General features: G+C 68.9%; 9 protein-coding genes and 1 riboswitch. Of the genes, 4 read left to right on the top strand and 5 right to left on the bottom strand.

Annotated features, from left to right (window positions below):
- Window positions 1–6 precede the first annotated feature (6 nt).
- On the bottom strand, window positions 7–588 hold the full coding sequence (locus tag PCA_RS12980; protein ID WP_181303036.1) for a TetR/AcrR family transcriptional regulator: 582 nt from the start codon (window positions 586–588) through the stop codon (window positions 7–9).
- A 153-nt stretch (window positions 589–741) separates the two neighbouring features.
- On the bottom strand, window positions 742–2,181 hold the full coding sequence (ahcY, locus tag PCA_RS12975; RefSeq protein ID WP_181303035.1) for an adenosylhomocysteinase: 1,440 nt from the start codon (window positions 2,179–2,181) through the stop codon (window positions 742–744).
- A 23-nt stretch (window positions 2,182–2,204) separates the two neighbouring features.
- Window positions 2,205–2,282: riboswitch (S-adenosyl-L-homocysteine riboswitch) on the bottom strand.
- Between the two features lie 145 nt (window positions 2,283–2,427).
- On the opposite strand from ahcY, the gene PCA_RS17635 reads away from it, so the two are divergent.
- From PCA_RS17635 to PCA_RS17630, 3 genes are all read left to right on the top strand, one after another.
- A complete protein-coding gene (locus PCA_RS17635; protein WP_255436840.1) occupies window positions 2,428–5,472 on the top strand; it encodes a phosphoenolpyruvate carboxylase in 3,045 nt (1,014 codons plus the stop codon).
- A gap of 60 nt (window positions 5,473–5,532) precedes the next feature.
- Window positions 5,533–6,156, top strand: coding sequence for a TIGR00645 family protein (locus PCA_RS12960; protein ID WP_181303034.1), 624 nt, complete (start codon window positions 5,533–5,535; stop codon window positions 6,154–6,156).
- A 148-nt stretch (window positions 6,157–6,304) separates the two neighbouring features.
- Window positions 6,305–6,436 (top strand): hypothetical protein, encoded by a 132-nt coding sequence (locus PCA_RS17630; protein ID WP_255436838.1) that lies wholly within the window; start codon window positions 6,305–6,307, stop codon window positions 6,434–6,436.
- Between the two features lie 18 nt (window positions 6,437–6,454).
- On the opposite strand, the gene PCA_RS12955 is transcribed toward PCA_RS17630, so the two are convergent.
- Entirely contained in the window at window positions 6,455–8,338 is a 1,884-nt protein-coding gene (locus tag PCA_RS12955; protein ID WP_181303033.1) for an ATP-binding cassette domain-containing protein, read from the bottom strand.
- Window positions 8,339–8,523: 185 nt separating this feature from the next.
- Between PCA_RS12955 and PCA_RS12950 the strand changes: the two genes are divergently transcribed.
- Window positions 8,524–9,660, top strand: coding sequence for a D-alanyl-D-alanine carboxypeptidase family protein (locus PCA_RS12950; protein WP_343204451.1), 1,137 nt, complete (start codon window positions 8,524–8,526; stop codon window positions 9,658–9,660).
- A 131-nt stretch (window positions 9,661–9,791) separates the two neighbouring features.
- Here the strand turns inward: PCA_RS12950 and metK are convergent, their stop codons facing one another.
- On the bottom strand, window positions 9,792–10,985 hold the full coding sequence (gene metK, locus PCA_RS12945) for a methionine adenosyltransferase (protein ID WP_181303032.1): 1,194 nt from the start codon (window positions 10,983–10,985) through the stop codon (window positions 9,792–9,794).
- A gap of 165 nt (window positions 10,986–11,150) precedes the next feature.
- A complete protein-coding gene (gene metE / locus PCA_RS12940) occupies window positions 11,151–13,448 on the bottom strand; it encodes a 5-methyltetrahydropteroyltriglutamate--homocysteine S-methyltransferase (RefSeq protein WP_181303031.1) in 2,298 nt (765 codons plus the stop codon).
- Between the last annotated feature and the right edge of the window lie 115 nt (window positions 13,449–13,563).

The raw sequence follows: 13,563 nt of genomic DNA, 5'->3' as shown, positions 1-13,563 counted from the left end.
GCTGTGTCAGGTGGTGGGTGTGGCGGCGATGTCCGCGAGCCATCGCGCCATGCGTTCGACCTCGCGCTGGACGAAAGCCTTGTCGCGGAAGGCGTTGTCCATCACGGCCACGCCCTGGCTGAAGGCGAGCACATGCATCGCCAGCACATCGGCATCCTTCGCCCGCCCGAGTGCCGCGAACTGGGCGGCCAGCCAGTCGCGGAACACCTGGAAGATGGCGCTCGCGTCGGGACGCAGGGGGTGGTCCAGCTTGGCCAGTTCGACGCTCAGGCTGCCGACCGGGCAGCCGTGGTGCATGATCTTGCCGCGGTTGGTCAGCACGATGCGGATGTAGCAGAGGATGCGTTCGGCGGGACCGGCGCTGCGTGCTTCCCAGCGAGCGAGCATGTCGCGCGTGTTGCGGCTGCGTACCGCGATCACCGCATCGAGGATCTCGTCCTTGCTCTTGAAGTGGTAGTAGAAATTCCCGCGAGATATGCCGACGGCGTCGGCGATGTCCGAGAACGAGGTGCGCTCGAAACCCCGTTCGTAGAACAGCGTGTCGGCGATTCCGACGATCGCGTCGCGGGTCGTGCCGGTTTCCTTCATGGGCGGTTCTGCCGATGGCGGGTGGTAGGACGATTGTCCTAGTCTTGTCGGCATCGTAGGACAATTGTCCTAGTCGTTCAAGTTTCGCGCGGCCCACGAAAAACGGGCGCCTCGCGGCGCCCGTTTCGTTTCGACCGTACCGGAATCTTCCGATCAGTAGCGGTAGTGGTCCGGCTTGTACGGGCCTTCCACCGGCACGCCGAGGTAGGCGGCCTGCTCGGCGCTGAGCGTGGTGAGCTTCACGCCGATCTTTTCCAGATGCAGGCGCGCGACTTCCTCGTCGAGCTTCTTCGGCAGGATGTAGACCTTGGCGGTGTAGCTGTCCTTGTGCGCCCACAGGTCGATCTGCGCCAGCGTCTGGTTGGAGAACGAGTTCGACATCACGAAGCTGGGGTGGCCGGTGGCGCAGCCCAGGTTCACCAGGCGGCCTTCGGCGAGCAGGAAGATGCTGTTGCCGTTCTTGAAGGTGTACTTGTCCACCTGCGGCTTGATGTTGAGGCGCTCGGCGCCGCTGGTGTTCAGCGCGTCGACCTGGATCTCGTTGTCGAAGTGGCCGATGTTGCAGACGATGGCCTGGTCCTTCATCGCCTGCATGTGCGCAAGCGTGAGCACGTCCTTGTTGCCGGTGGTGGTGACGTAGATGTCGCCGCGGCCGAGCGTGCTCTCGACGGTGTTGACCTCGAAGCCTTCCATCGCCGCCTGCAGCGCGTTGATCGGGTCGATCTCGGTGACCACCACGCGCGCGCCGTAGGCACGCAGCGAGTGCGCGCAGCCCTTGCCCACGTCGCCGTAGCCGCAGACCACGGCCAGCTTGCCGGCCAGCATCACGTCCATCGCGCGCTTCAGGCCGTCGGCCAGCGACTCGCGGCAGCCGTACAGGTTGTCGAACTTGCTCTTGGTCACCGAGTCGTTGACGTTGATCGCGGGCACCAGCAGCTTGCCGGCTTCGGCGAGCTGGTACAGGCGATGCACGCCGGTGGTGGTTTCCTCGGACACGCCCTTCCAGTCGGCGACGACGCGGGTCCAGTAGCCCGGGCGCTCCCTGGCGACGCGCTTCAGCAGGTTCTTGATGACCTGCTCCTCGTGGCTGCCCGAGGCGCTGTCGACCCAGCTCTCGTCGCCCTTTTCCAGCTCGTAGCCCTTGTGGATCAGCAGCGTCACGTCGCCGCCGTCGTCGACCACCAGCTGCGGGCCGAGGAAGCCGCCCTTGCCGTCGGGGAAGGACAGCGCGTCCAGCGTGCAGTCCCAGTATTCCTCCAGCGTCTCGCCCTTCCACGCGAACACCGGCGTGCCGGTCTTCGCGATGGCGGCGGCGGCGTGGTCCTGCGTGCTGAAGATGTTGCACGAGGCCCAGCGCACGTCGGCGCCGATGTCCTTCAGCGTCTCGATCAGCACCGCAGTCTGGATCGTCATGTGCAGCGAGCCGGTGACGCGCACGCCCTTGAGCGGCGTGGAGGCGGCGTACTTGCGGCGGATCGACATCAGGCCCGGCATCTCGTGCTCGGCGATGTCCAGTTCCTTGCGACCGAAATCGGCGAGGCCGATGTCGCGGACCTTGTAGTCCTGGCTGTTTTCCTTCAGTGCGGCGTTCATGTACTGCTCCGGTTTCGTTGGGGAAAAACCGGGCGCCGTTTCGGAAGGATGCCGTCGAGCCTGGCCGTGAACTGGTCGCGGTCGCAGCGCCCCTCGACGGGGAAGGGCGATTATAGCGGGGCGGGCAGGGGCGTGTTTCCGGCAGGGCGCGCAGCGTCGGGCGAAGGGTTTTGCGGCATTGCAGCAAACGAGGCGCGCATGCGCTAGTCTTGGGGGTTCCGCCCCCTGCGAGCCGATGCCGTCGTGATGAACGCCACCCGCAGTCCCGAGCCCGCCCTGCCCGATGCCCCGCTGCGCGACGACGTGCGCAAACTGGGCGCCCTGGTCGGCCGCATGCTGGCCGAGCAGGTGGCGCCGGGCTTTCTGGACGAGGTGGAGCGCGTGCGCGTCGCCGCCATCGCGCGGCGGCAGGAGGGCGCGCCGCTGGCCGGGCTGGCCGATCCGCTGGGCGGCCTGGACACCGCGCACGCCGAAGCGCTGGCGCGCGCCTTCGCCACCTATTTCAACGCGGTGAACATCGCCGAGCGCGTGCACCGCATCCGCCGCCGCCGCGACTACCAGCGCGAGGGCGGCGCCCCGCAGCCGGAATCCCTGCGCGACGTGCTGGCGCGGTTGAAGGCGCAAGGCGTCACCGCGGACGAACTGCTGGAATGGCTGCTGCGGCTGGAGGTGGAGCCGGTGTTCACCGCGCATCCCACCGAAGCGGTGCGCGCCTCGCTGCTGGAGAAGGAGCAGGCGATCGTGCGCGCCTTGATCGACGGCTTCGACGCCGGGCGCACGCCGCAGGAGCGCGGCGAGGACGAGGAACGCATCCACATGGCGCTCACCGTCGGCTGGCAGACCGCCGAGGCCTCGCCGGTGCGGCCCAGCGTGCAGGACGAACGCGACCACGTGGGCTTCTATCTCGCCGATCCGATCTACCGCATCGTGCCGGCGCTGTACGAGGCGCTGGCCGATGCGCTGCAGGCGGTCTACGGCGTGGCCGTACCGCTGCCGCGCCTGCTCTCCTTCGCCACCTGGGTGGGCGGCGACATGGACGGCAACCCCAACGTGGGCGCCGACACCATCGCCGCCAGCCTGGCCAGCCAGCGCACGCAGGTGCTGGGACGCTACATCTCCGACGTCTCCGCACTGGCGCGCCTGCTCAGCCAGACCGACGGTCGCGTGCAGGTCGAGCCGCGCCTGCAGCAGCGGCTGGACGACTACCGCGCGCGTTTCCCGCAGGCCGCAGCGCGTATCCGCCCGCGCCACGCGGACATGCCTTACCGCTGTCTGCTCACCCTGATCGGCGCGCGCCTCGAAGCCACCCACGAGGACGGCCATCCGGAAGCCTACGCATCCGCCGACGAGCTGCGCGACGACCTCGAACTGATCGCCGCCAGCCTCGTCGACCATCGCGGCCTGCATGCAGGCGCCTATGCGGTGCAGCGGCTGATCTGGCGCGTGCGCAGCTTCGGCTTCCACCTTGCGCGGCTCGATGCGCGTCAGGATTCGCGCGTGCACGACGACGCGCTGGCCGCGCTGTTCGGCGACGCCGACTGGGTTGGGCGCAACGTCGATGAACGCGTGACTGCACTGCATGCTTGTTTGCGTGGCGAGCGCGATTTCGCCGCCAGCGAGGACAGCGTGGCGGCCTCGCTGCGCGCCGTGTTCGCGGCCCTGCACGATGCCCGCCGCCGCTACGGCCCGGCGGCCACCGGCCTGTACATCATCAGCATGGCCCGCTCCGCCGCCGACGTGCTGGCGGTGCTGGCGCTGGCGAGGCATGGCGGCCTGGTCGAAGTGGCGGGATCTTCCCCCTCTCCCCTGCGGGGAGAGGGCCGGGGTGAGGGGACGAGCTTGCGTGGGGCTGTCGGCGCTGCGGGCAGCAATAGCGATGTCCACGCAAGCCCCGACCCCTCACCTCAGCCTTCGACGGAGCTACCCGCAAGCCCCGACCCCTCACCTCAATCCCCGAGGGAGTTACCCGCAAGCCCTGTCCCCTCACCTCAATCCTCTCCCCGGAGGGGAGAGGAGGCGAACGCAAGAAGCGCGTCGTTTAATAAGAGCGGGGAGGCGAACGCAAGAAGCGCGCTGTTTGATAAGAGCTTGGGGACGAACGCAGAAGGCGCGTCATCTGCAACAAGCGATGTCCCCCTGGACATCGCCCCGCTGTTCGAAACCATCGACGATCTCCGCAACGCGCCGGCCACGTTGCGCGCGCTGCTGGCCGACCCGCTGTATCGCGCGCACCTCGCCGCGCGCGGCGACCGCCAGTGGGTGATGCTGGGTTATTCCGACAGCGGCAAGGACGGCGGCACGCTGGCGTCGCGCTGGAGCCTGCAGCGCGCCCAGGTGGAACTGCTGGAGGTGGCGCGCGAACACGGCATCGCGCTGGCGTTCTTCCACGGCCGCGGCGGTTCGGCCAGCCGCGGCGGCGCGCGCATCACGCCGGCGCTGATGTCCTCGCCGCGTGGCGCGGTGGCCGGCGTGCTGCGCGTCACCGAGCAGGGCGAGGTGATCCACCGCAAGTACGGCATCCGCGCGCTGGCCCTGCGCAACATGGAGCAGACCGTGGGCGCCGTGCTGCGAGCCAGCCTGCGTCCGCGCGAGGAGGACGCGCGCGAGGCGCAGTGGCGCGAGCGCATGCACGCGCTGTCCGCGCGCAGCCGGCAGGCCTACCGCGCGCTGGTCGAGCGCGAGGGCTTCGTCGACTACTTCCGCAGCGCCACGCCGATCGACGTGATCGAACGCATGGCGCTGGGTTCGCGCCCCTCGCGCCGGCGCAGCATGCGCGGCGTGGAGGACCTGCGCGCGATCCCCTGGGTGTTCGCCTGGACCCAATGCCGCTCCATCATCACCGGCTGGTACGGACTGGGCAGCGCGCTGGAATGGGGCGCCGCCGAATACGGCGAACCGGCCATGGTCGAGATGGCGCGCGACTGGCCGTTCTTCGCGAACGCGCTGGACGACGTGGAGATGCTGCTGGCCAAGTGCGACCTCGCCATCGCCGAGGCGTTCTCGCGGCTGGCCGGCGAACTGCACCAGCCGTTCTTCGCCCTGATCCGCGCCGAGTTCGAGCGTAGCCGCGCCTGGGTGCTCAGGCTCAAGGGGGCAAAGGAACTGCTGCAGGGCGATCCGCGCCTCGCCGCCTCGATCCGCCTGCGCAACCCCTACATCGACCCCATGAGCCTGCTGCAGGTGGACCTGTTGAAGCGCTGGCGCGCCGGCGACCGCCAGGACGACGCCTTGCTGCAGGCGCTGGTGGCCTGCGTCAACGGCGTGGCGCAGGGCCTGCAGAACACCGGTTGAGCGGGGCTTGGCAGCACCGCCCCGGGGCCGTTACGCTGGGGCGCCGTTCGGAAGTTTTTCATGCAAGAACATGCGAAGCCCCGGCTCAGCCCGCTTCCCCTGCTGATCTTCAGCGCCCGCTGGCTGCAGCTCCCGCTCTACCTCGGCCTGATTGTGGCGCAATGCGTCTACGTGTTCCTGTTCGGCAAGGAGCTGTGGCACCTGATCCACGAGGCGCCCAAGCTGGGCGAGCAGGAGATCATGCTGATCGTGCTCGGCCTGATCGACGTGGTGATGATCTCCAACCTGCTGATCATGGTGATCGTGGGCGGCTACGAGACCTTCGTCTCGCGCCTGCGCCTGGAACAGCATCCCGACCAGCCGGAATGGCTCAGCCACGTCAACGCCTCGGTGCTGAAGGTGAAGCTGGCGATGGCGATCATCGGCATCTCCTCGATCCACCTGCTGAAGACCTTCATCGCCGCCGGCGCGCTGCAAGGCCTGCCGTTCTGCTCGCCGGAGGTGCTGGCCAGCATCGCCGACACCGGCACCAACGGCTTCGGGCTGAAGTGCTCCACGCTCACCCCGGTGGGAGTGATGTGGCAGACCATCATCCACGTGGTCTTCATCCTTTCCGCGATCGGCATCGCCTGGACCGACCGCCTGATGCAGAACGGCACGCACCGGTCGCGCGAGGCGCACTGACTCTGATCGGGGCGTCCGCATGCGGACGCCCCGATCCGCATGCGGACGGAGCGTCGCATCGTTCCCGCCACGGCATCCGCGCCAGGGCTTGATCCGCAAGGCGATTTCCGCGGCCAGCGGTTGGCATGCGACTTGCCATGCATGCGGCATGGATATCGCGCGCCGTCGCCTGTTCGATCAGGGCGCCCCGGGACCCGGCATGGCCTCGCAGCTGACGGTCAGCGAGGCGGCTCGTGCATGGCGCGAAGGTTTCCGCGGTGCGTCGGGAGTGATCGCCTGAGCCTGCGGGCGGCCGGGTTCAGCCGTCCAGTTCCGCCCAGCGCGCGTAGGCGTTTTCCAGTTCCAGTTGCAGCTTCGCCAGCGCTTCGTTCGCCTTGACGATGGCGCCGCTGTCCTGCTGGAAGAACGCGGGGTCGTTCATCGCTTCGCCGCGGGCGGCGATGTCGGTTTCGAGCTGCTCGATGCGTGCGGGCAGTTGTTCGAGTTCGCGCTGGTCCTTGTAGCTCAGCTTGCGCTTCTGGCCGTCGTTCCGGCGCAGGCCGGAATCCGGCGGCGGTCCGGCCTGGGCTGGCGTTGACGCAACCGGATCCTGGCCTTCGCGGGCAGGGGCGGGGCGCTGCCGCAGCCAGTCGCTGTAGCCGCCCACGTATTCGCCGACCTTGCCGCCGCCTTCCAGCACGATGGTGCTGGCGACCACGTTGTCGAGGAAGGCACGGTCGTGCGAGACCAGCAGCAGGGTGCCCTGGTAGTCGGTGAGCAGTTCTTCCAGCAGTTCCAGCGTCTCGACGTCGAGGTCGTTGGTGGGTTCGTCCATCACCAGCAGGTTCGAGGGCTGCGCGAACAGCTTGGCCAGCAGCAGGCGGTTGCGTTCGCCGCCGGAAAGCCGGGTGATCGGCGCGCGGGCGCGCTCGGGCGAGAACAGGAAGTCCTGCAGGTAGCCGATGATGTGCTTGCGCTGGCCGTTGAGCTCGATGGACTCGCGGCCTTCGGCCACGTTGTCCAGCGCGTTCTGCGTGTCGTCGAGTTGCAGGCGGTGCTGGTCGAAGTAGGCGACCTGGATGCCGGTGCCCAGCGTGGCGTTGCCGCGCTCGGGCTGCAGCTCGCCGAGCATGATCTTGAGCAGGGTGCTCTTGCCGGCGCCGTTGGGGCCGATGATGCCCACGCGGTCGCCGCGCAGGATGGTGGTGTCGAGGTCGTCGAGCAGCACGCGGCCGCCGTAGCTCTGGTGCACGTGTTCCAGCTCGATCACCTTCTTGCCGGAAGCCTGCGCGTTCGCTGCGGTCATCCTCACCTTGCCGCTCAGCTCGCGGCGATCGGCGCGCTCCACGCGCAGCGCCTTCAGCGCGCGCACGCGGCCCTCGTTGCGGGTGCGCCGCGCCTTGATGCCCTGGCGTATCCACACTTCTTCCTGCGCCAGCTTTTTGTCGAACAGCGCGTTCGCCTGTGCCTCGGCGTGCAGGCGCTCCTCGCGGCGGCGCAGGTAGTTGTCGTAGTCGCCCGGCCAGTCGGTGAGCTGGCCGCGGTCGATCTCCACGATGCGCGTGGCCAGCGCCTGCAGGAAGCTGCGGTCGTGGGTGATGAAGACCAGGCTGCCGTCGAAGGATTTCAGGAAGCCTTCCAGCCAGCCGATGGCCTCGATGTCGAGATGGTTGGTGGGCTCGTCGAGCAGCAGCACGTCGGGCTTGCGCACCAGCGCCTGCGCCAGCAGCACGCGGCGCTTCATGCCGCCGGAGAGCGCGGCGAAATCGGTGTCGGCGGGCAGTTCCAGCCGGGTCAGCACTTCGGTGACGCGGCGGTCCAGGTCCCAGCCGTGGCGCGCCTCGATCTGTGCCTGCACCTCGCCCAGCGCATCGAGGTCGCCCTCGTGCAGCAGGTGGTGATAGCGCGCCAGCAAGTGACCGAGATCGCCCAACCCCTGCGCCACCACGTCGAACACGCTGCCGGCGGTGCCCTGCGGCACCTCCTGCGCCATGCGCGCGACCACGATGCCGCCCTGCACGCGCACCTCGCCGTCGTCGGGTTGCAACTCGCCGGCGATCAGCTTCATCAGGGTGGATTTGCCTTCGCCGTTGCGGCCGACGATGCACACGCGCTCGTTGCGGTCGATCGACAGATCGACGTGTTCGAGCAGGAGGGGGCCGCCGATGCTGAAGTCGACGCGCTGCAATTGGATCAGGGACATCCGCCCATTCTAGCGGGCGGCCGTGGGAACGGTCCGCTGAGGGCCGGGTTTGGCTCCGGATAATTCATTGTGGAACATCGGTTTAACGAATTTAATTCAAGTATTGCCTATGGAATTTCACGTTCCCTTGCGCTAAGGTCGCGGGCACGCTGGGTATTGCTGCAATCCGTTTGCGAGGAGTTCGGGTGGCCATCGAGTCCATGAGGCTGGGGGGGGCGCTGGGTCGTCTGCGTGCGATCCTGCTGCTGATGCTGCTGTGCGGCCTCGGCGGCGTCGCCAGTTCGGCGCATGCCGGTTACGCGGCCATCGTGGTCGACGGCACCAGCGGCCAGGTGGTGCAGCAGGTCAATGCCGACCAGCGCGACTACCCCGCGTCGCTGACCAAGATGATGACGCTGTACCTCACCTTCCAGGGCTTGAAGACCGGCAGGCTGCGCCTCGACCAGGCCATGCCGGTGTCCGCCTGGGCCGCCGGCAAGTCGCCCACCAAGCTGGGCCTGCGCGCCGGCCAGACCGTTTCCGTGCAGGACTGCATCCTCGGCATGATCACCAAGTCGGCGAACGATGCCGCCACCGTGATGGCCGAAGGCATCGGCGGCAGCGAGAGCCATTTCGCCGACATGATGAACGCGCAGGCCGGCCTGCTGGGCATGAGCGACACGCATTTCGCGAACGCCTCCGGCCTGCCCGATCCGAACAACCTCTCCACCGCGCACGACCTGGTGAAGCTGGCGATGGCGCTGTACCGCGACTTCCCGCAGTACGCGCACTTCTTCGCCACCCAGGAGTTCGTGTTCCGCGGGCACATCGTGCGCGGCCACAACCACCTGATGTACCGCTACCCCGGCATGGACGGCCTGAAGACCGGCTTCACCGACGCCTCCGGCTTCAACCTCGCCTCCACCGCCGTGCGCGACGGCCACCGCCTGTTCGCCGTGGTGCTGGGCAGCCGCACCGCGGCCGTGCGCGACAACCTGATGGCGCGCCTGCTCGACGACGGTTTCGACGGCCAGCAGACCCCGCCGGTACTGGTGGCGCAGGCCGCCGGCAGCCGCGCTTCGCGCATCCTGGAAGCGATCTCGCCGATCCAGACGGCGCAGGCCGACACCGCGCCGGTTTCGCAGCGTCGCGGGCATGTGCGCCAGCCGCGCCACGGCAAGCGCGTGGCCGTGGCCAGCCGCAGTTGCGGCGCCAGCCGCAGCACCGCCTGCCGCACCACGCCCAAGCACCGCGTGCGGCATGCCTCGACCCGCCTGGCGGCCCACCATCCGCGCGGCAAGAAAGCCGTGGTGGTCGCCTCGCGCCGCGACCGGGACGGCTAGGCAAAGCCTCCGGGGCCGCCACCGATTCCGCGACGGCAAGGGCAAACGAATACGGGCCGCTTGCGCGGCCCGTTTCGATGTTGCCCGCCGGATGGGCGCCAGCGGCGCCGCACCGGGGATGATGAAGCGGCTTACTTCAGCCTGGCGTCGGCGCGCAGCGCCTCGGCCTTGTCGGTCTTCTCCCACGAGAACGCGGTGTAGACCTTGCCGTTCTTGTCCTTGACCTCGTACGGGCTGCGGCCGAAGTGGCCGTAGCTGGCGGTCTGCTGGTACATCGGGTGGATGAGGTCCAGCATCTTGAGGATGCCGTACGGGCGCAGGTCGAAGTGCTTGCGCACCAGCTTCTCGATCTTGTCGTCGCTGATCTTGCCGGTGCCGAAGGTGGTCACCGAGATCGAGGTGGGCTCGGCCACGCCGATGGCGTAGCTCACCTGCACCTCGCAGCGGTCGGCGATGCCGGCGGCCACGAGGTTCTTCGCCACGTAGCGCGCGGCGTAGGCGGCCGAACGGTCCACCTTGGACGGATCCTTGCCGGAGAACGCGCCGCCGCCGTGGCGGGCCCAGCCGCCGTAGGTGTCGACGATGATCTTGCGGCCGGTCAGGCCGCAGTCGCCCACCGGGCCGCCGATCACGAACTTGCCGGTCGGGTTGATGTGGAACTTGGTGCCCTTGTGCAGCAGCTTGGCCGGCAGCACGGGCTTGAGGATGTGCTCGCGCACGGCCTCGATCAGGTCCTTCTGCTTGACGTCCGGATCGTGCTGGGTCGACAGCACCACGGCATCGATGGCGGTCGCCGTGCCGTTGTCGTAGCGCAGGGTGACCTGGCTCTTGGCGTCCGGGCGCAGCCACTTGAGCTTGCCCTTCTTGCGCACCTTGGCCTGCTGCTCGACGAGGCGATGCGAGTAGTAGATCGCCGCCGGCATGCCGTCCTTGGTTTCGTTGGTGGCGTAGCCGAACATCAGGCCCTGGTCGCCGGCGCCCTGTTCCTCGGGCTTCTTGCGGTCCACGCCCTGGTTGATGTCGGGCGACTGCTTGCCGATCAGGTTCAGCACGCCGCAGGTGGCGCCGTCGAAGCCGACGTCGCTGGAGTCGTAGCCGATGTCGAGGATCACCTTGCGGGTGATCGCCTCGAGGTCGATCCACGCGCTGGTGGTGATTTCGCCGGCGACGATCGCCACGCCGGTCTTGACCATGGTTTCGCAGGCCACGCGGGCGCGCGGATCCTGCTCGAGGATCGCGTCGAGCACGGCGTCGGAGATCTGGTCGGCGACCTTGTCCGGATGGCCCTCGGAGACGGACTCGGAGGTGAACAGGTGACTGGACATCGCGTTTATATCCTCGTGTACGGATAAAGAGATAAAAGGGTGCGGCATCATACCTTGCCGTTCGGCCTTTTGCAGCCCGCGGGGATTCTGGGGGCGGGCTGGTTAGTTCCCTGTTCAGACGTCTGGATGGCCGGCGGCCCGTGCAGGGGGCCGCCGGCCGCCGGGTCAGCCGGCCCCGGCCGTCGCCAGTTCCTCGCGCAGCTGGCGGGCGCAGGCCAGCATGGCGCGCAACGCCGCCTCCACCTCGGGCCAGCCGCGGGTCTTCAGCCCGCAATCGGGATTGATCCAAAGCTGGCCCGGCTGCAGCACCCGCAGCGCCTTGCGCAGCAGGGCCAGCATTTCCTGCTGCGTGGGCACGCGCGGCGAGTGGATGTCGTACACGCCGGGGCCGATGCCGTTGGGGTAGCGGAAGCGCACGAAGGCGTCCAGCAGCTCCATCCGCGAACGGCTGGTCTCGATCGAGATCACGTCGGCGTCCATCGCGGCCACCGCCTCGATGATGTCGTTGAACTCGGAGTAGCACATGTGGGTGTGGATCTGGGTGGCGTCGCGCACGCCGCCGGCCGCGATGCGGAAGCATTCCACCGCCCAGGCGAGGTAGCCGGGCCAGTCGGTGCGGCGCAGCGGCAGGCCTTCGCGCAGCGCGGGCTCGTCGATCTGGATCACCTTGATGCCGGCGGCCTCCAGGTCGTGCACCTCGTCGCGCAGCGCCAGCGCGATCTGGCGGCACACGGTTTCGCGCGGCAGGTCGTCGCGCACGAACGACCACTGCAGCATGGTCACCGGGCCGGTGAGCATGCCCTTCATCGGCCGCCCGGTGAGCGACTGTGCGAGGCGCGCCCAGCGCACCGTCATCGGCGCGGGGCGCGCCACGTCGCCCCAGATCACCGGCGGTTTCACGCAGCGCGAGCCGTAGCTCTGCACCCAGCCGAGCCTGGTGAACAGATAGCCGTCGAGCTGCTCGCCGAAGTACTCCACCATGTCGTTGCGCTCGGGCTCGCCGTGTACGAGCACGTCCAGGCCGATCTCCTCCTGGAAGCGCACCACGCGCGCCACCTCGGCTTCCAGCAGGGCCTCGTAGGCGGCGTCGCCCAGCTTGCCGCCGCGGTGCGCGGCGCGCGCCTTGCGCAGTTCGTCGGTCTGCGGGAACGAGCCGATCGTGGTGGTGGGCAGGGGCGGCAGCGGCAGCGCCTCGGCCTGCGCTGCGCGGCGCGTGGCATACGCCGAGCGGCGCAGCGCCATCTGCGGGCCCAGTTCGTGCAGGCGGGCGCGCACGGCGGGATTGCGCACGCCGGGCTGTTGCGCCTGGCGGTCGAGCAGGGCCTGTTGCGCCTGCAGCGCGGCCTCGGCTTCCGCGTGGCCGGCCAGCGCGTCGGCGTAGACGCGCAGTTCCTCGATCTTTTGCCGCGCGAACGCCATGCCGGCGCGGCGCGCGGCGTCCAGTGCGGTCTCCGCCTCCAGATCGATGGGCACGTGCAGCAGCGAGCACGAGGGCGCCAACCACACGCGATCTGTACCCAGGCGCTCGTGCGCGGTGCGCAGCAGCGGCAGCACACGGTCGGGGCGGCTGCGCCACACGTTGCGGCCGTCGACCACGCCGGCGCTGAGCACGCGCCCGGCCGGCAACGCGTCCAGCACCGCGTCTAGCTGCTGCGGCGCGCGCACGAGGTCGACGTGCAGGCCGGCCACCGGCAACCCGGCGGCGAGCGCGAGGTTGTCGCCCAGCGCGCCGAAGTAGCTGGCGAGCAGGATCTTCGGTCCACCCGCCGTGGCAAGCGCCGCGTAGGCGCGGCGGTAGGCGGCGTGGTCTTCCGCGTCCTGGTCCAGCACCAGGCAGGGTTCGTCCAGTTGCACCCAGTCCGCGCCGGCCGCGGCCAGTTGCTGTAGCAGTTCGGCATACGCGGGCAGCAGGGCGTCGAGCAGGGCCAGCCGGTCGCTGCCGTCCACGGTCTTGGACAGCAGCAGGAAGGACACCGGCCCCAGCAGCACCGGCCGCGCCCGGAGGCCCAGCGCCTGCGCCTCGCGGAACTCCGCCAGCGGCTTGTCGCCCACGAGGGCGAAGCGCTGGCCGGCGTGCAGCTCGGGCACCAGGTAGTGGTAGTTGGTGTCGAACCACTTGGTCATTTCCAGCGCGTGCAGGTCGTGCCCGCCGCGCTTGTGGCCGCGCGCCATCGCGAAATAGCCGTCCAGACGGCTTTCGGCGTACACCGGCCGGTAGCGCTCCGGGATCGCGTCGAACAGCACGGCGGTGTCGAGCACGTGGTCGTACAGGCTGAAGTCGTTGCAGGGCACGACGTCGGCGCCGGCCTCGCGCGCCAGCCGCCAGTGCCGCGCGCGCAGCGTGCGGGCGGTTTCGAGCAGGGCTTCGGCCGGCGCGTCGCCGTGCCAATGGGATTCCAGCGCGCGCTTCAGCTCGCGCTTGAGGCCGATGCGCGGAAAGCCGGGATAAGTGACGAGTGACATGGATGATTCCTCTTGCATGGATGGGCAAAGAGGAACGAAGGATCGCCAGCACGCATGGCTGGACCGGTGACCTTCGCCCCCGCGGGCGATCCGGCTCGCGCGGGGTGCAACACGC

The organism is Rhodanobacter sp. PCA2, from assembly GCF_013620825.1.
GTDB lineage: Bacteria > Pseudomonadota > Gammaproteobacteria > Xanthomonadales > Rhodanobacteraceae > Rhodanobacter_A.
The sequence above is the reverse complement of the archived record's forward strand: the minus strand, read 5'-3'. Positions and strand labels throughout refer to the sequence as shown.

Coding starts and splice junctions, on each gene's coding strand:
- PCA_RS12980 (WP_181303036.1), bottom strand. CDS start 588: ATGAAGGAAACCGGCACGACCCGCGACGCGATCGTCGGAATCGCCGAC.
- ahcY (WP_181303035.1), bottom strand. CDS start 2,181: ATGAACGCCGCACTGAAGGAAAACAGCCAGGACTACAAGGTCCGCGAC.
- PCA_RS17635 (WP_255436840.1), top strand. CDS start 2,428: ATGAACGCCACCCGCAGTCCCGAGCCCGCCCTGCCCGATGCCCCGCTG.
- PCA_RS12960 (WP_181303034.1), top strand. CDS start 5,533: ATGCAAGAACATGCGAAGCCCCGGCTCAGCCCGCTTCCCCTGCTGATC.
- PCA_RS17630 (WP_255436838.1), top strand. CDS start 6,305: ATGGATATCGCGCGCCGTCGCCTGTTCGATCAGGGCGCCCCGGGACCC.
- PCA_RS12955 (WP_181303033.1), bottom strand. CDS start 8,338: ATGTCCCTGATCCAATTGCAGCGCGTCGACTTCAGCATCGGCGGCCCC.
- metK (WP_181303032.1), bottom strand. CDS start 10,985: ATGTCCAGTCACCTGTTCACCTCCGAGTCCGTCTCCGAGGGCCATCCG.
- metE (WP_181303031.1), bottom strand. CDS start 13,448: ATGTCACTCGTCACTTATCCCGGCTTTCCGCGCATCGGCCTCAAGCGC.